The sequence below is a fragment of the Luteimonas sp. MC1750 genome (assembly GCF_016615955.1).
In the GTDB taxonomy this organism is placed as follows: domain Bacteria; phylum Pseudomonadota; class Gammaproteobacteria; order Xanthomonadales; family Xanthomonadaceae; genus Luteimonas.
Map to the genome: position 1 here is coordinate 86040 of NZ_CP067113.1, position 15412 is coordinate 101451.

Consider the following 15412-nt stretch of genomic DNA (forward strand, 5'->3'; position numbering starts at 1 on the left):
GCCGCCGGACCAGGCACACGAAACGCGCCGCTTGGGCTTGCTGCAACAACTTGCCAAGGTCGGCGCGTTGCGCACCCTCGACCACGCATTGGCGCAGAGCCTGCGCCGGCTGGATCCGGAAACGCCAGACAGCGTGCTCGCGGCGGCGGCGCTGGCCTCGCTCGCGGTCGCCTCCGGCCACGCCGGCTTCGACCCCGCGGAGCCGCAGCGCCTGGTCGACGCCGCCATCGACTGGCCCACGCCCGACGCGTGGACCGCCGCGCTCGAAACCTCGCGCTGGGTCGCCCGCCCCGACACCGGCGATGCCGAATCCGCCGCCGACGCCCCGCTCGTGTACGAACACGGCCTCGTCTACCTGCGCCGCTACCGCGAGTACGAGCGCCGCCTGGCCGACGGTCTGCGCCGCATCGGCCGCGCCGTCCCGCGCACAGGCGCAGCCGCAAGCGATGGCGACGACGCGCACGTCCCCGCGAGCCTCGCGCCGCTCTTCGCTCAGCTCTTCCCCGAGGCCGCCACCAGCGACGATCCGCAATCCCACGCCGCCGCCGCCGCGCTCCGGCACAGCCTGTTGCTCGTCACCGGCGGCCCCGGCACCGGCAAGACCACCACCATCACCCGCATGCTGGTGCTGCTGGCCGCGCAGACGCTGGAAGCCGGCGCCGCGCCGCCGCGTATCGCCCTGGCCGCGCCTACCGGCCGCGCCGCCGAGCGCATGGCCGAGAGCGTGCGCAACGCCGTGCAGGCGCTGCCCGCGCTCGGCGTCGAGCCAGCGCTGTGCGCGCGGCTGCCCACCACCGGCACCACGCTGCACCGCCTGCTCGGCACCATCCCCGACTCGCCGCGCTTCCGGCACCACGCCGACAACCCCCTGCCGTTCGACGTGGTGGTGGTGGACGAAGCCTCGATGATCGACCTGCCGCTGATGGCCAAGCTGGTCGAAGCCGTGCCCAACGGCGCGCGCCTGGTGCTTCTGGGCGATCCAGACCAGCTGCCCTCGGTGGAGGCAGGCGACGTGCTCGCCGGCATCCTGCGCGCAGCGGAAGCCGGCGGGCTCGACGCCAACTTCCCGGCGCGCCATGTGCACCTCACCCGCGGCTATCGGCAGAGCGCGGCGCTCGACCTCGCGCCACTCGCCACCGCCGTCCGCGACGGCGACGTCGCGAGCGCGCTGTCACTGCTGCGCGGCGGCACGCTCGTCGGAGTCCACTTCCACGAAGCCCTCGCCGAACCGCTGCAGTCCCAGCATGACCACCTGCTCGCCCACTGGACCGCGCTGGCCAACACCACCGACCCTGCCGACGCGCTCGCGCTCGCCGGTCGTCTTCGCATCCTCACCGCCGTGCGCGATGGCCCGCAGGGTGCGCGCGGCCTGAATGCCCGGATCGAAGACATGCTCGCCGGCATGCGCCGCGGCGCCGGCCCCGCTTCGGCCTCCAGCCGCTACTTCCACGGCCGCCTGCTGCTGGTCACCGAGAACAGCTACCGCCACCGCCTGTTCAACGGCGACATCGGCATCTGCCTGCGCGACGGCAGCGGCACGTTGATGGCGTGGTTCCCCGGCGATGACCCGCGTAACCCGCGACCGTTCCATCCAGCTGCGCTGCCTGCGCACGACAGCGCGTTCGCGATGACGGTGCACAAGGCCCAGGGCAGCGAGTTCGACGAGGTGTGGCTGGTGCTGCCCGAACGCGCCAACCGCGTGCTGACGCGGGAGCTGGTGTACACGGGGCTCACGCGGGCGCGGAGCGAGTTGCACGTGGTCGCGCATGCGGATGCCATCGGTGATGCGCTGGCACGGCACGCCGGGCGATGGTCCGGCCTTGGCTGGAGACTGAGCAGCTAGCTGGACGGCCCCTCAGCGTCGCCGACGCACCCCCGCCTGCCGCCGGCGCTCCGCTGCCCCGGCCCAGAACACGTATCCATGCATGGAAGCAGCGCTCAATGCCACCAGCGTGAACATCAGATCGAGCGTCACGTAGGCATTCGTCACCTGGTCGAGCGGCGCCCAGCCGGAGCGCTGGAACCACAGCGACCCGGTACCGAAGATGCGATGTGCGGCCTGGTCCATCGACAGGGCCTGCCAGTCGGCAAACCGGAGCACGCCTGCGAACCCCCAGGCCACGCACGCTGCCGCGCCCAGCGCCAGTGCGCCGCCGAGCCACAACGGCAGCTCGCGGGTCCAGCCCATGCGCGGCCACAGCTGCAGGCCGCCGAGGCTCCAGGTCAGTGCGAGCAGCAGAAGGATGAAGAGCAGGGCCATGTGAATGAGACTATGCGTCAAGCCATGCATTGGCTAGCCGAACCACCCGTCGGCCGGCGGTCTCGTGTCACAGCTGCGGGCCAATGCGGCACGGCTGGGGGCACGACCACAACAGGACTTGGCATGACCCACGCGCAAACAACCGCCGCGCCCTCGAAGTCGCGCCGCCTTCCCTGGATCACGCTTCTGCTTTGTGCAGCGACCGTCACCATGAGCCTTGACGCGGCGATTGAAGTCAGCGGAACGTGGCTCGGAGGAGTGCGGATCGTCGAACTCGAGCGCTACGGTCTGCGCTTCAAGCACATCCAGGACCTCGAGCTCTGGCGACTGATCACGGCTCAGCTTGTCCATGTCAAGCAACTGCATATGCTGTCGAACGTGTTTTGCCTGCTCCTAGTTGGCACGATTGTCGAGCGACACATGGGCCCCATCCGCCTGCTTGTGCTCTGGCTGATTGGTGGCTCGATGGCAACGTTGATCAGCACGCTTTTCGCGCCGCCGCCGTGGAACCTCGGAACCGGTGCATCCCAGGCGATCATGGCGATTGCCGGCGCTGGGCTTTGGCTGGCCATCACGGGCATGGATCGTTCGAAGTCTCTGCTGCTGCCGGTCACGCTTACGATTGCCTTGGCGCTGACGCTCGATCTGATCGATGCCCATTATCCGAAACCTGGCCATGTTACGGGCCTCTTGCTCGGCTACTTGATCGCCTCGGTGTCCGAAAGACAGAGTAGGACTGCGACACGACGATAAGGATAAAGGCCCGCTCCGGGCCGATGCGCCGGTCGAAGCGATTCCTCCTGCGGCGCGCCAGCCGTCGTCCGAAGTGCTTCGATGATGCTGAGGAACACCGAGTCCCTCACACTTCGCACAGATCTGACGGTGCCACGCAATGGGAAATGCGATGAGCGCCCATCACGCCGATAAGGTCAGGAATGGCCGTCCGGCATGTACAGCCGCGGCAATGCCGGACCGCCCGAAGCGGCGGACCGAGCCAGCTTCGGCCTGTGCTGACGGCGCGTCCGCACCCCCTCCCATGCCGCACAATGCTCCCCCTCGCAACACCAGGATCTGCCATGGACGTTGAAGCTCTCCTCCGCGCCGCTCTCCGCGAAGCGGGCTACGGGCCCGATGCGATCGGGTCCGCGCTGCCGCGGATCATGCGGATCCTGCAGGCGGAGGACGTGCGCGTCGAAGTCGGCCGCACGCTGTCGCGCAAGGAGCGCGAGTACGTGCGGGTGCAGCTGGAAGTCGGCGTCGATGTCTCGGAGATCGTGGCTGGCCTCAAGCGCTGAGCCTGCGGCACCCGGCCGGTTCCTCAAGGCCGCACGCCTCTCGCCATCAGCCTCCGGCGAGGGCACCGCCATCGCCAAGCACCGCAAGCAACAGCAGCACGTACGCCGCCACCGCCGCGACCGCATGGCCGATCACCAGGCCGGCGGGCAGCAGCCGCTGCTTCCACTTGTAGGCAAGGCTCAGCACGGCGCCGCCGGCGGCCGCGAGCAGGAACAGCAGCAGTGCCAGCAGGGCCGCAGCCGGGATGCCATACGCGTACCAGCCATAGGCCAACAGGGTGATGCCCGCGGCTGCCAGCAGTCCATGCAGCATGGCGATCCAGGCCGGGGGGTTGTGGCGGCCCATGAAGCGGATGCAGGCCATCACCAGTCCGCCGAGGGCGGCCAGGGTGAACAGCACGGCGGCGGCCTGCAGCAGGCGCATCATGTCGTCCGGATTCATGGCGTCGCTCCTTTCGTCTGGCGGGTACGGGCCCAGCGGGAGTCTTGTCCGGTGGGCCATGCAGCGTTGTGAAGGCCCGCAAGCGGCGTGTTGCGGGTGCGGGCGATGCGATCGACAGCGATGCGCCGTACCCTGCGGGCACCATGCCAAAAACCTGTCCCTGCAACCCTTCGGTCGCCTACGCCACCTGCTGCCAGCCGCTGCACGACGGCACGCCCGCCGCCAGCGCCGAGGCCCTCATGCGCTCCCGCTATAGCGCCTACGTGCTCGGCCTGCGCGATTACCTCGCAGCCACCTGGCACCCCTCCACGCGCCCCGATCCGTTCGAGCTGGATGACACGCCGGGCCTGCGCTGGCTCGGGCTGGAGATCAGGCGCCAGGCCGAAATGGGGGCCGAGACCGCGGTGGTCGAGTTCGTCGCGCGCTACAAACCCGGTGGCGCACCAGCGGTGCGTCTGCACGAGGTCAGCCGCTTCGAGCGCGTGGATGGGCGCTGGCTGTACGTCGACGGCGAGTTTCCGCGGTAAGGCGCCGCGCGCCGACTTTGCAGGTTCTGAGGCGGGGCCATGACCCATGGTGACTGCGGGAACTGTGGCTCCGCGGGCGTGGCCCGGCATGCAAATGATCCCCGCAGGAGCCGGTGTTACCGTTGCGCCCATGGCCAAGCGCGCGCCCGCCACGGTGTCCTTCGAAGCCGTCCTGCGCCGGCCGGCCCGGCCGCAGCGCGCCACTTGGGCCTTCCTGCTTCTGCCGGCAGCGGCAAGCCGCAAGCTGCCTGCGCGCGGCCAGGTGACGGTGGACGGACGCTTCGCCGGCCAGGCGTTCCAGGCCACGCTGGAGCCGGACGGCGAAGGCAGCCACTGGCTCAAGGTCGAGAAACCGCTGCTCGAGGCCGCAGGCGCGCAGGTTGGCGATGCGGTGGCGCTCGAGGTCACGCCGGTGGCCGAGGAGCCGGAGCCGGATGTGCCCGCTGATGTCCGCAAGGCCCTGGCGGAGCATCCGACCGCGAAGACCACCTGGGACGACATCACCGCCATCGCCCGTCGCGACTGGATCCAGTGGATGACCTCGGGCAAGAAAGCGGAGACCCGCGTGAAGCGCATCGCCACCGCCTGCGACATGCTGGCTTCGGGCAAGCGCCGCGCCTGCTGTTTCGACCGCTCCGGCAGGTACAGCCGCGGCAAGCTGGGGCCGCCCGAAGCGGCGGACTGACCTGCCCAGCAGTGCTGCGACGGCCACGCACGATTCATCGCCGATCGGAAACCATGGGCGGCATGGACACCTCCCACTACGACTGGCTGCACCGCGAAGGCGAGACCCCCATCAAGGGCTGGGTCCGCGGCGTGCCGCTGGAAGACCAGGCGCGCGCGCAGCTGCGCAATATCGCGAGCCTGCCCTTCGTCGGGCCGTGGGTGGCGGTGATGCCGGACGTGCACCTGGGGATCGGCGCCACGGTGGGCTCGGTGGTGCCGACGCAGGGCGCGATCATCCCGGCCGCGGTGGGCGTGGACATCGGCTGCGGCATGGCGGCGGTGCGCACCACGCTCAACGCGCGTGACCTGCCGGACTCCCTGACTCGGCTGCGCTCGGCGATCGAGCGTGCGATTCCGGTCGGCACCGGTCCGGGCGGGGAGCACCGCAAGCTGCCCGACAGCGTCGAAACCGCGCTCGCCGGTTCCGGCCTGTGGCAGCGGCTCGAGCGCATCAAGGCGAAGCACCCGAAGATCCGCCTCGACAAGGTTGAGAAGCAGCTCGGCACGCTCGGCGGCGGCAATCACTTCATCGAGGTCTGCCTGGACGAGGGCCAGGCGGTGTGGGTGATGCTGCACTCCGGCTCGCGCGGCACCGGCAACCTGATCGGCACGTACTTCATGCAGCGCGCGCGCGAGGAGCTGGGCAGGCGCGTGCTCGGCTACCACGTGCCCGACAGGGACCTGGCGTTCTTCATGGAAGGCGAGCCGCTGTTCGACGATTACGTGGAAGCCGTCGGCTGGGCCCAGGACTACGCCCGCGCCAACCGCGAGGCGATGATGCAGCGCGTGCTGCACGCCATGCGCGCGGAACTGCCCAGGTTCAAGCTGCAGGCCATGGCGGTGAACTGCCACCACAACTACGTGCAGAAGGAGACGCACGCCGGCCGCGAGGTGTACGTCACCCGCAAGGGCGCGGTGCGCGCCGGCAGGGACGAGCTCGGCATCATTCCCGGCAGCATGGGTGCGAAGAGCTTCATCGTGCGCGGCCTCGGCAATGCCGAAAGCTTCGAGAGCTGCAGCCATGGCGCCGGCCGGGTGATGAGCCGCACCGCGGCGCGCAACAGCATCACCCTGAAGCAGCACCGCGAGGCCACCGCGCACGTGGAATGCCGCAAGGACCAGGCGGTGATCGACGAATCGCCGGCCGCGTACAAGGACATCGATGCGGTGATGGCGGCGCAGGCCGACCTGGTGGAAGTGGTGCACACGCTGCGGCAGGTGGTGTGCGTGAAGGGCTAGGGGCGGCTTATGGTCGCGGAGGCACACCGCCGCCAGCACCGCGCCGTTGTCCCAGGTCTGGGCGAGCAGGCGCTGCACGCCCGCGTCGCGCCGGGTCGACTTCAAGACCACTTCAATTCCGGCGCGTGACCTCCGGCGCCTGTGCGCGGGTCTACCCGCTGGTCAGTCAGCCAGCCTGTCGCGCACCAGCTCGCCCCGTGCCGGCGTCAGCCGCACCGTGTGGGTCTCGAGCAGGGATGCGAGCCGTTCAAGCTCGAAGTCATCGCCCTCGAGGCCGTGGCCATGGAGCTCGCAGACCTGGAGGCCCGGTCCGGGGACCAGGCCGGCCTCCAGCCTGCCATCGGGCGCCGCGACCAGCGCGTCCAGGCGGCCGTCCGGCGCGACGTGTGCAATCAGTTTCATCGTGGTGTCCTTCAGTCGCTGACGATGCTGAAATCCAGGCCGTAGCCGCTGATGCTGTTCGCGCCGGTGTTGCGCACCGTGAACCGGAGCGTGCGCGTACCGGCGGCGTCGACGCGTGCGCGGAGGTCCTGCACCATCGCCTCCCGGTCCACGCGCTGCACGGGATGGGCGGTGACGTGCACGACGTCGCCGAACGCGATCGGGCCGAACCACCAGTGGTGCTCGACGCCGGGATGGAACCCGTGTCCGACCCAGCCGAAATGATGGCGTGCGAGATCTGCCATGTGCATGTCTCCAGCAGGTTGGGGGCCTCAGCCGGGCGTGGGTTCCAGGACGATCGGCCGGGTCACCGTGAGCTTGTTCGACGTGTAGAGGATGGCGATCTCCGAGAACACGACCTGACCCTCCGGGCCGACCGCCAGGGTCAGCGCGTTGTCCTGTTCGCGCAGCACGCCGGGGGCGAGCAGTTCGTGCCACGACTTGGCGGCGGATTCATCGGCCTGGAACCGGAACTCGGATGAGCTGTTGAGGCGCACGGAGAAGCGCGCGCCGCGGGTGTACTGGGTGCGGAACAGCAGGACCGCGGGCATGCCGGGCGCGACGCCCGGGGCGTCGAGTCCCTGGATGTGGACGTCACCGAGCGGGTGCGCGTCGCTCGGGATCAGGAAGCCGCCGTCCGAGCCGGAAACGACCAGCAGGCGCGTGACGTTGGGTTCCTCGTAAGTGGGCAGGTTCGGGATCGGGCGGGTCGGTGCATGGGATCGGGCGGTAGCCACGGCGTGCTCCTGGGCGGCGTGCCTGCACCGTTGCGGTGTGCGGCGACACGACGCGTTTGAACCCCTGCGTGTGGAGGAACGCGCGGGGGCGCATGGCACGGACATCAGTGCTCGACCGCGGGTAACGCCAGTACGATGCCGGCCTGGTGACACCAACCCGCGAGGCCACAGTTTGAAGCACCTGCTTGTTCTGCTACCTGCATTGATCTGCGCCGTGGCTTGCGCGAAGACCGAAGATGCAGCGGTCAGGCCCGTCCAGGACGGCGCGCCGCCCGCCGCGTCGGCGGACGCGCCGGCCCCCAACGCATCGGCACGCGCTGGCCAGCGCGGTCAGGGCCAGCCCTATGAGATCGGCGACAGCGAAACCTGGACCGTGCCGGACCCTGTCTCCGGGCGGGACTACCAGGTGTTCGTGTCGCTGCCTGCCGCCTACGGGGAGCAACCCGACCGGCGCTATCCCGTGCTCTACGTCACCGACGCGGACTACGCCTTCCCGGTGGTGCGCAGCATCGCCAGGCGCCTGAACGTGGAAGGGCCGGCGATCGAGGACTTCATCCTCGTCGGCCTGTCCTATGCGCTCGGGGACGGGGGCATGACCAGCCGCCGCCGCGACTACACGCCGACGGCGCCGCGCCACGGCCAGTCCGGAGCCGGCGATCTCCACGGCGAGGGAGCAGCCTACGCCGCCTACCTGCGCGACCAGGTGCTGCCGTTAGTGGCGTCCCGCTACCGCAGCGACGAGGCGAGGCGGCTGCTGCTTGGGCACTCGTACGGCAGCCTGCTGGGCGCGCAGATACTGTTCTCGGAGCCGGCGCTGTTCTCGGGCTACGTGCTGGGAAGCCCGTCGTTCTGGTACGACGGCAACGTCATGGACGACTTCGAACGCCGTTACGCCGAGGCCCACGCCGACCTGCCGGCCTCGATCTACATGTACATCGGCGAGTACGAGTCACCCCGGTCCGGGAAGCGTTACGACATGGTGGGCGACGCAAGAAGGATGGAGGCCGCCCTGACGGCGCGGGGCTATCCGTCGTTGCGCCTGCGGCTTGACGTGCTGGAAGACGAGGACCACCTGAGCGTCGCGCCACGCGGCTTCACCCACGGCCTGAAGTTCCTGCTGGGCGCGAAGTAGTTCGCGACGGCGGGACGGAAGAAGGCCCGCAAGCGCGGGCCTTGTCCACCACGACGCTCCGGCTTCGTGCGTCACTTCAGGCCGCGGTGCTCGAGCAGCGGCTCGACGCTCGGCTCCTTGCCGCGGAATTCGCGGTAGGCCTGGGCCAGGTCGCGCGAGTGGCCGATCGAGAGGATCCTCTCGCGGAACACCTGGCCGTTCGCGCGCGTCAGCCCGCCGTTCTCGCGGAACCACTGGAAGGCGTCGTGGTCCAGCACCTCGGCGCCGAAGTAGGCGTAGTAGCCGGCCGCATAGCCACCGCCCCAGATGTGGCTGAAGTAGTTGGTGCGGTAGCGCGGTGGCACGGCCGCCAGGTCGACCCTGTACTTCGCCAGCGCCTCCTTCTCGAACGCTTCGACATCCTTCTTCGCGTCACCCGCCGGCAGCGTGTGCCAGGCCATGTCCAGCAGCGCCGCCGACAGGTACTCGGTGGTCGCATAGCCCTGGTTGAAGGTGCGCGCGCGCACGATCTTCTCCACCAGTTCCTGCGGCATCGGCTCGCCGGTCCGGTAGTGCTTCGCATAGTTGGCGAACACCTTCGGGTCCAGCGCCCAGTGTTCGTTGAACTGCGAGGGGAACTCGACGAAGTCACGCGGCACGTTGGTGCCGGCCACGCTGGGATACGTGGTCTTCGAGAAGATCCCGTGCAGCGCGTGGCCGAATTCGTGGAACAGGGTGGTGGTGTCGTCGAAGCTCAGCAGCGCGGGCTGGCCTGCGGCCGGCCTGGTGTAGTTCTCGACGTTGTAGATCACCGGGATGGTGCCGGTCAGGCCGTTCTGTTCGACGAAGTTGCCCATCCAGGCGCCGCCCTGCTTGCTTTCGCGCTGGAACGGATCGAGGTAGAACAGGGCAAGCTGGGTGCCGTCGGCATCGAAGATGTCGAAGACGCGCACGTCGGGGTGATAGACCGGCAGGTCGGTGCGTTCCTTGGCGGTGATGCCGTACAACTGTCCGGCGGCGAAGAACACGCCGTCCTTGAGCACGCGGTCGAGCTCGAAGTAGGGCTTGATCTGTTCGGCGTCGAGATCGAACTCGGTCTTGCGCACCTGCTCGGCGTAAAAGTCCCAGTCGGCGGCGCCGGCCTGGAAGCCACCGCCCTGCGCGTCGACCACGGACTGGATCTTCGCGAGCTCCGCGCGGGCGCGCGCGGTGGCGGCGGGCACGGTGTCGGTCAGCAGCTTCAGCGCGACTTCGGGCGTGCCGGCCATCTGGTCGGCGATGCTGTAGGCGGCGTAGTTCGGGTAGCCCAGCAGCTCGGCCTTGCGCGCGCGCAGCTCGGCCAGGCGCTGGATGGTGGCGCGGGTGTCGTTGGCATCACCCTTCTGCGCGCGCGCAAGCGATGCGGCCATCACCTGTTCGCGCAGTTCGCGGTTGGTCAGCGACGCCAGCACCGGCTGCTGGGTGGTGTTCTGCAGCACCAGCAGCCACTGGCCGTCCTTGCCGTCGGCCTTGGCGGCTTCGGCGGCGGCGGCGATGGTGGCCTCGTCGAGTCCATCAAGCTTCGCGACATCGTCTACCAGCACGCCGCCGGCCTTGGTCGCGGCCAGCAGCATGTTGGAGAACGCGGTGGTGAGCGAAGACTCCTCGCTGTTGAGTTTGCGCAGTTCGGCCTGGCTGTCGGCGTCCAGCTCGGCGCCGGCGCGGACGAAGTTGTCATGGGTGCGCTCGAGCACGGTCAGCTGCTCGGGCGTCAGGCCCAGCTGCGCGCGCCCGTCGTGCAGGGTCTTAACCCGCGCGAACAGCGTCGGGTCGAGGTGGATCGCGTCGGCATGCTCGGCCAGCTTCGGCGCCAGCGCCTGTTCGGCGGCCTGCAGCGCTTCGTTGGTATGCGCCGAGGTCATGGCGAAGAACACGGCGCCGGCGCGGCTCAGCAGTTCGCCGCTGCGCTCGAGCGCCTCGATGGTGTTGGCGAAGCTCGGCGGTTCGGGGTTGTCGGCGATCCTGCGCACCTCGGCCAGGTGCTGGCGCATCCCTTCCTCGATCGCCGGCTGGTAGTGGCCGTCCTGGATGCGGTCGAACACGGGGGCCTGGAAGGCGAGGGTGCTGGCGACGAGGAGCGGATTTTTGCCCTGGGCGGGCTCGGCGGGCGCGGCGGCGGTCGTGGGCATCGGGGACTCGGTGGCGGCGCGGTCGCAGGCGCTCAGGGCCAGCGCGATCGCGGAAGAAAGCAGGAGGGTACGCAGCATGGGATGGGGCTCCGGAGCGGCCGAGGCAAGGGTGGCGGTGAGGATGCGCCTGCCGGCGGTGGCCGTGGACGTGCCGTTCGACACCTCGCCGGGGTTCAGCGGTAGGGGCCGGGGCCGCGCCAGACCGGCTCGCCGCGGCGGTAGACCTGGTACATCGCGATCACTTCGCGCGCGTCGCCGATCGCGTCCAGCGCCGGATCGTCGGGCTCGACCAGGCGGCAGGGGCCGGAGCCGCGGCGCAGCGCGGTCTCGAGCGGGCAGACCATGAGCTGGCGCACGCCGGGCAGCGGCAGGGAGACTTCGGTCATGCCGGCGTCGCGCCATCCGCGCAACCGGGTCTCGGCCATGAGGTCGTAGACCACCTGGAAGCCGCCGGCCTCGAGGTTGGGTTCGGAGGACGAACCCTGGTGGCGGCGGCCCGAGGCCACGTTCGGGCTGGGCGCGGGGCCGGCGTTCACCGCCGCGTGCTGCTCGGGGAGCGTGCCCGGCGGCTGGCCCCAGGCGCGCTGGCTGGCATGCCGGCGCGGCGGACTGGCCGGCGCCGGAGGCGGTGCGGCCTCGCGCGGGCGCTCGGGCGCCTCGGGCAGCGGGGCGTCGGCCTGCTCCACTTCCACCACCTGCAGGCGCGAGGGATCGGGACGTTCGGCCGGGTCGGGCTCGACCGGCCGCGGCCTGCGCGCGGTGCGCGCCGGCGACGGGGGCGGCGGCGAGGGAATGTCCTGCGGCGCATCGATGAACACCACCTCGATCCGGCCCCCGCCGGAGCCGCCTTCGGGGTTGGAGACCGTGAGCGGCCGGGCGGTCAGCGCCAGCAGCAGGAGCAGCGCATGCAGCAGCAGGGTGGCGACCGCGGCGGCCTGGCGCTGCAGGCGGTCGCCGCGCGGCGCACGCGGCGCAGTCGGTGTCGCGGGGCCTGCTGTCATGCGGCGCGCGGTCACGCAGCGCGCAGACGCAAGCACCCCGGCCGGGGCCGGGGTGCGTGAGGCAGTGCATGGCGCGGCGGGATCGCCACGTCAGTACGGGCGGGCGCCTCAGTCCTTGAGGTCGTCGGGCACCTTGCCGCCGTTTTCGGCCAGCTTGCGCATCACCGCCTTGTGCAGGGCGATGTTCTGCTCGGCGCTGCCGTGGGCGCCGGCGTTGACGCCGAGCTCGGTGGCCAGTTCCCTGCGTGCGTCGAGGCTGGAATCCAGGTCGAGCAGCTTCAGCAGGTCGACGATGGAGCTGCGCCAGTTGCTCTCGCCGCCCTTTGCGCGCGCCATGTCGCCGAGCACGGCTTCCACGTCGACGGGTTCGGGCGCCGGGGCCGGGGTGGCCGGGGCCGGACGCAAGGCCGGAGGGGCGACCTTCGGGTCATCGACGCCGCCGTCGAAAATGACCGGCGCCGGCTTGTTGCTCGCGGCGGGGGTGGACGGCGCTTCGGGTTTCCGACCGAGGATGCGGTCGCGGATCTTCGAGAACAGGCCCATGGGCGGACTCCTGGAGAGGTGGCTGCGATTCTGCAGCGGTGGCGGGGAAATTGCATGGCCAGTCAGGACGAAGGCCCCGGCAAGCCGGGGCCTCGCGTCGGTTGGCGGCGTGCGAGGCACGCCACCGTGGCTGCATCAGTGCGCGGTCTTCATCGCCAGCTTGCGGTTGCGCATGATGTCGTGGCACTCCGTGACGCGTGGCATGAACTTCTGCGCCGCGGCACGGGCCACAACCGGGGTGTCGCTGTCTTCCAGCGTGTCCTTGAACGCGTCGAGCAGGCGATCTTCCAGCTCTTCGAGTTCGGCGACGTAGGCGTAGTTCGTCTCGCCCAGCGCGGCGCGCGCCTTGGCATAGACCTGGCGCATCGAGCCGACCATCGTGCCGTGGTCGGCCGGATCACCACCGGCGGCGGCGACTTCCGCGCTCAGGCCGCTCACGATCTCGCGCTTGTGCCCGGCCATGCGGGTGAACAGCGCCGAAAGCTCGGCGTTTTCCACCTTGCCGGCGGCCTCGGTGTAGAACTCGCCGCCGTCGCGGGCGATCTCGATCAGGTCGTTGAGGGTGTGCTGGATCTTGCGGTCAGTCATGGGGATCTCCGTGGAAAGAGAACCCCACTCTGGCGGAGCGGCCATGAAGTCCACGTGGAACGCAGCGGCATCGCCACGCGCGCGCATGCTGCGGTTCACGCTCGCGTGCGCCGCGCCCGGCCAAGTTCGCGCGCATGGACAGGATGAAGGCCTACCGCGGCGGCGCTGACTCGGGCGTCGCCGCTTACGCGCTGGGTCCGGGCTGGATCTCGGTCCGCTTCCACCACGGTGGCGCCTACCTGTACGACGCCACCAGGCCCGGCCGTCGCGACGTGCTGGCGATGCAGGCACTCGCCGAGGCCGGCGAGGGACTCAACACCTACATCAACCAGCACGTGCGGGACCGCTACGCGGCGCGGCTCGAATAGGCAGGTCAGCCCGCCAGCAGCCGGTTCATGCGCTGCAGGAACGCGCCGGGATCCGGCAGCGGCGCGCCGGCGGCGAGTTCCGCCTGCTCGAGAAGCAGGTGCGCCAGGTCGGTGGCGCGGGCGTCGTCCGCCTCGCCCTGCAGCCGGCGCACCAGCGCGTGCTGCGGGTTGATCTCCAGCACCGGCTTCTGCTCCGGAACGTCCTGGCCGGCGTCGCGCAGCAGGCGTGCGAGGTGCGGCGCCATCTCCCATTCCGACAGCGCCAGGCAGGACGGCGAGTCGGTCAGGCGCGTGGAGACGCGGACCTCGTCGACGCGCTCGCCGAGCAGCGTCTTGATGCGCTCCAGCAGCGGGGCGGCGGCGCCGGCGGCGTCGGCCAGCTTCTGCTTGCCGGCCTCGTCCAGCGGCAGCTCGCCCTTGGCCACGTGCTTCAGCGGCTTGCCGGCGTACTCGCGCAGGTGGCCGAGCATCCACTCGTCGATGCGGTCCGACATCAGCAACACTTCGATGTCGCGGGCCATGAACGCCTCGAGCTGCGGGCTACCCGCGGCCGCGCGGTGGCCGTCGGCGGTGACGTACCAGATCGCGTCCTGGTCCTCCTGCATGCGGCCGACGTAGTCGTCGAGCGCGACGTCGCGCGCCTCGCCTTCGCCCTTTGTCGAGCTGAAGCGGAGCAGTTTCGCGATGCGCTCGCGGTTGCCGGAATCCTCGACGATGCCTTCCTTCAGCGTGTTGCCGAAGGCCTTGAGGAAGGTGGTGAACTTATCCGGATCGTCGCGCCCGAGCTTCTCGATCAGGTCCAGCACGCGCTTGACGCAGGCGCCCTTGATGCGCTCGAGCTGGCGGTTGTGCTGCAGGATCTCGCGGCTGACGTTGAGCGGCAGGTCGTCGGCGTCGACCACCCCGCGCACGAAGCGCAGGTAGTTCGGCAGCAGCTCTTCCGCCGCGTCCATGATGAAGACGCGCTTGATGTAGAGCTTCAGGCCCTTGCGCTCGTCGCGGCCGCCCATCATCAGGTCGAACGGTGGCTGCGCCGGCAGGTACAGCAGGGTGGTGAAGCTCTGGCTGCCCTCGACGCGGTTGTGGGTCCAGGCCGCTGCATCGTTGAAGTCGTGGCCGAGCGCCTTGTAGAAGCCCTGGTATTCCTCGTCGCTGATCTCCGACTTGGGGCGCGTCCACAGCGCCGAGGCGTCGTTGACGGCCTCCCACGCGGGCGCGGCCACGGATCCGGTTTCCGCCGCGGCCGCGGCTTCGCCATCGGTTGCGGCATCCGCATCCGCGTCCGTGCCCGCGACCTCCTTCGGCATCCGGATCGGGAAGGCCACGTGGTCGGAGTACTTGCGGACCAGCGAGCGCAGCGTCCAGTCCTCGAGGAACTCGTCCTCGCCGTCCTTCAGCTGCAGCACCACCGTGGTGCCGCGCTCGGGCAGGCTGACGTCCTCGAGCGTGTACTCGCCACGTCCGTCGCTTGTCCACTTCACGCCGGTATCCGGCGCCGCGCCGGCGCGCCGGGTCAGCACGGTGACCCGGTCGGCGACCACGAAGCCGGAATAGAAGCCGACGCCGAACTGGCCGATCAGGCGCGCGTCGGCCTTCTGCTCGCTGCCCATGGCCTCGAGGAAGCGCCGGGTGCCCGAGCTGGCGATGCTGCCGATGTTCTCCACCACCTCGTCGCGCGACATGCCGATGCCGGTATCGCGGATGGTGATGGTCCGCGCCTCGCGGTCGCAGCTGACGTCGATGTGCAGGTCACCGGCGCCGCCGAGCAGCTCCGGCTGGGCGATCGCCTCGAAGCGCAGCTTGTCGCAGGCGTCGGAGGCATTGGAGACGAGCTCGCGCAGGAAGATCTCCTTGTGCGAGTACAGCGAATGGGTGACCAGGTGCAGCACCTGGGCCACTTCGGCCTCGAAGCGGCGGGTTTCGGTGGTGGAGCTCATGGGCGGTCCATTGAAGCCTGGGAGCCGCG

Annotated in this window: 18 protein-coding genes; 8 read left to right on the top strand and 10 right to left on the bottom strand. The window is 70.0% G+C overall.

The genetic code is table 11. The annotated features are described in order from the left end of the window. The first annotated feature begins 31 nt into the window (after positions 1–31). Complete coding sequence (gene recD / locus JGR68_RS00410; protein ID WP_199363129.1) at positions 32–1843, top strand: exodeoxyribonuclease V subunit alpha; 1812 nt, start codon at positions 32–34, stop codon at positions 1841–1843. A gap of 12 nt (positions 1844–1855) precedes the next feature. Here recD and JGR68_RS00415 read toward each other — a convergent pair whose 3' ends face one another. Continuing rightward, positions 1856–2260: a hypothetical protein gene (locus tag JGR68_RS00415; protein ID WP_199363063.1), complete on the bottom strand. Its 405-nt coding sequence runs from the start codon at positions 2258–2260 to the stop codon at positions 1856–1858. Positions 2261–2383: 123 nt separating this feature from the next. On the opposite strand from JGR68_RS00415, the gene JGR68_RS00420 reads away from it, so the two are divergent. Together JGR68_RS00420 and JGR68_RS00425 are read left to right on the top strand one after the other, a co-directional pair. Then, positions 2384–3013: a rhomboid family intramembrane serine protease gene (locus tag JGR68_RS00420; RefSeq protein WP_199363061.1), complete on the top strand. Its 630-nt coding sequence runs from the start codon at positions 2384–2386 to the stop codon at positions 3011–3013. Positions 3014–3336: 323 nt separating this feature from the next. After that, positions 3337–3555 (top strand): polyprenyl synthetase, encoded by a 219-nt coding sequence (locus JGR68_RS00425; protein ID WP_199363059.1) that lies wholly within the window; start codon positions 3337–3339, stop codon positions 3553–3555. Positions 3556–3601: 46 nt separating this feature from the next. On the opposite strand, the gene JGR68_RS00430 is transcribed toward JGR68_RS00425, so the two are convergent. Then, positions 3602–3997, bottom strand: a complete 396-nt coding sequence (locus JGR68_RS00430) for a hypothetical protein (RefSeq protein WP_199363057.1) — start codon at positions 3995–3997, stop codon at positions 3602–3604. 143 nt (positions 3998–4140) lie between these two features. Between JGR68_RS00430 and JGR68_RS00435 the strand changes: the two genes are divergently transcribed. From JGR68_RS00435 to JGR68_RS00445, 3 genes are all read left to right on the top strand, one after another. Continuing rightward, a complete protein-coding gene (locus JGR68_RS00435; RefSeq protein ID WP_199363055.1) occupies positions 4141–4524 on the top strand; it encodes a YchJ family metal-binding protein in 384 nt (127 codons plus the stop codon). A gap of 130 nt (positions 4525–4654) precedes the next feature. Next, a complete protein-coding gene (locus JGR68_RS00440; protein ID WP_199363053.1) occupies positions 4655–5209 on the top strand; it encodes a YdeI/OmpD-associated family protein in 555 nt (184 codons plus the stop codon). A gap of 62 nt (positions 5210–5271) precedes the next feature. Beyond that, positions 5272–6489: an RtcB family protein gene (locus JGR68_RS00445; RefSeq protein WP_199363051.1), complete on the top strand. Its 1218-nt coding sequence runs from the start codon at positions 5272–5274 to the stop codon at positions 6487–6489. Between the two features lie 162 nt (positions 6490–6651). Here JGR68_RS00445 and JGR68_RS00450 read toward each other — a convergent pair whose 3' ends face one another. The 3 genes from JGR68_RS00450 to JGR68_RS00460 are packed head-to-tail and all read right to left on the bottom strand — an operon-like array spanning position 6652 to position 7667. Then, entirely contained in the window at positions 6652–6891 is a 240-nt protein-coding gene (locus JGR68_RS00450) for a hypothetical protein (protein ID WP_199363049.1), read from the bottom strand. An 11-nt stretch (positions 6892–6902) separates the two neighbouring features. Next, entirely contained in the window at positions 6903–7175 is a 273-nt protein-coding gene (locus tag JGR68_RS00455; protein WP_199363047.1) for a hypothetical protein, read from the bottom strand. Positions 7176–7202: 27 nt separating this feature from the next. After that, entirely contained in the window at positions 7203–7667 is a 465-nt protein-coding gene (locus tag JGR68_RS00460) for a hypothetical protein (RefSeq protein ID WP_199363045.1), read from the bottom strand. Between the two features lie 205 nt (positions 7668–7872). Here JGR68_RS00460 and JGR68_RS00465 point away from each other — a divergent pair, with 205 nt between their 5' ends. After that, complete coding sequence (locus JGR68_RS00465; RefSeq protein ID WP_234446667.1) at positions 7873–8799, top strand: alpha/beta hydrolase-fold protein; 927 nt, start codon at positions 7873–7875, stop codon at positions 8797–8799. Positions 8800–8870: 71 nt separating this feature from the next. On the opposite strand, the gene dcp is transcribed toward JGR68_RS00465, so the two are convergent. From dcp to JGR68_RS00485, 4 genes are all read right to left on the bottom strand, one after another. Next, positions 8871–11024: a peptidyl-dipeptidase Dcp gene (gene dcp / locus JGR68_RS00470; RefSeq protein WP_199363040.1), complete on the bottom strand. Its 2154-nt coding sequence runs from the start codon at positions 11022–11024 to the stop codon at positions 8871–8873. 95 nt (positions 11025–11119) lie between these two features. Next, on the bottom strand, positions 11120–11947 hold the full coding sequence (locus tag JGR68_RS00475) for a hypothetical protein (RefSeq protein ID WP_199363038.1): 828 nt from the start codon (positions 11945–11947) through the stop codon (positions 11120–11122). Positions 11948–12055: 108 nt separating this feature from the next. Then, positions 12056–12490, bottom strand: coding sequence for a DUF3597 domain-containing protein (locus JGR68_RS00480; RefSeq protein WP_199363037.1), 435 nt, complete (start codon positions 12488–12490; stop codon positions 12056–12058). Between the two features lie 135 nt (positions 12491–12625). Beyond that, positions 12626–13078, bottom strand: a complete 453-nt coding sequence (locus JGR68_RS00485; RefSeq protein ID WP_199363036.1) for a PA2169 family four-helix-bundle protein — start codon at positions 13076–13078, stop codon at positions 12626–12628. A gap of 143 nt (positions 13079–13221) precedes the next feature. On the opposite strand from JGR68_RS00485, the gene JGR68_RS00490 reads away from it, so the two are divergent. Further along, positions 13222–13446 (top strand): hypothetical protein, encoded by a 225-nt coding sequence (locus JGR68_RS00490; protein WP_199363127.1) that lies wholly within the window; start codon positions 13222–13224, stop codon positions 13444–13446. Positions 13447–13451: 5 nt separating this feature from the next. Here the strand turns inward: JGR68_RS00490 and htpG are convergent, their stop codons facing one another. Further along, complete coding sequence (gene htpG, locus JGR68_RS00495; protein WP_199363035.1) at positions 13452–15383, bottom strand: molecular chaperone HtpG; 1932 nt, start codon at positions 15381–15383, stop codon at positions 13452–13454. Positions 15384–15412 lie beyond the last annotated feature (29 nt).

What these genes read in the sequence shown, in the direction of transcription:
- dcp (WP_199363040.1), bottom strand. Translation starts at nt 11,024, where the DNA reads ATGCTGCGTACCCTCCTGCTTTCTTCCGCGATCGCGCTGGCCCTGAGC.
- JGR68_RS00455 (WP_199363047.1), bottom strand. Translation starts at nt 7,175, where the DNA reads ATGGCAGATCTCGCACGCCATCATTTCGGCTGGGTCGGACACGGGTTC.
- JGR68_RS00415 (WP_199363063.1), bottom strand. Translation starts at nt 2,260, where the DNA reads ATGGCCCTGCTCTTCATCCTTCTGCTGCTCGCACTGACCTGGAGCCTC.
- JGR68_RS00425 (WP_199363059.1), top strand. Translation starts at nt 3,337, where the DNA reads ATGGACGTTGAAGCTCTCCTCCGCGCCGCTCTCCGCGAAGCGGGCTAC.
- JGR68_RS00420 (WP_199363061.1), top strand. Translation starts at nt 2,384, where the DNA reads ATGACCCACGCGCAAACAACCGCCGCGCCCTCGAAGTCGCGCCGCCTT.
- JGR68_RS00435 (WP_199363055.1), top strand. Translation starts at nt 4,141, where the DNA reads ATGCCAAAAACCTGTCCCTGCAACCCTTCGGTCGCCTACGCCACCTGC.
- JGR68_RS00430 (WP_199363057.1), bottom strand. Translation starts at nt 3,997, where the DNA reads ATGAATCCGGACGACATGATGCGCCTGCTGCAGGCCGCCGCCGTGCTG.
- JGR68_RS00485 (WP_199363036.1), bottom strand. Translation starts at nt 13,078, where the DNA reads ATGACTGACCGCAAGATCCAGCACACCCTCAACGACCTGATCGAGATC.
- JGR68_RS00440 (WP_199363053.1), top strand. Translation starts at nt 4,655, where the DNA reads ATGGCCAAGCGCGCGCCCGCCACGGTGTCCTTCGAAGCCGTCCTGCGC.
- JGR68_RS00490 (WP_199363127.1), top strand. Translation starts at nt 13,222, where the DNA reads ATGAAGGCCTACCGCGGCGGCGCTGACTCGGGCGTCGCCGCTTACGCG.
- JGR68_RS00445 (WP_199363051.1), top strand. Translation starts at nt 5,272, where the DNA reads ATGGACACCTCCCACTACGACTGGCTGCACCGCGAAGGCGAGACCCCC.
- JGR68_RS00450 (WP_199363049.1), bottom strand. Translation starts at nt 6,891, where the DNA reads ATGAAACTGATTGCACACGTCGCGCCGGACGGCCGCCTGGACGCGCTG.
- htpG (WP_199363035.1), bottom strand. Translation starts at nt 15,383, where the DNA reads ATGAGCTCCACCACCGAAACCCGCCGCTTCGAGGCCGAAGTGGCCCAG.
- JGR68_RS00480 (WP_199363037.1), bottom strand. Translation starts at nt 12,490, where the DNA reads ATGGGCCTGTTCTCGAAGATCCGCGACCGCATCCTCGGTCGGAAACCC.
- JGR68_RS00475 (WP_199363038.1), bottom strand. Translation starts at nt 11,947, where the DNA reads ATGACAGCAGGCCCCGCGACACCGACTGCGCCGCGTGCGCCGCGCGGC.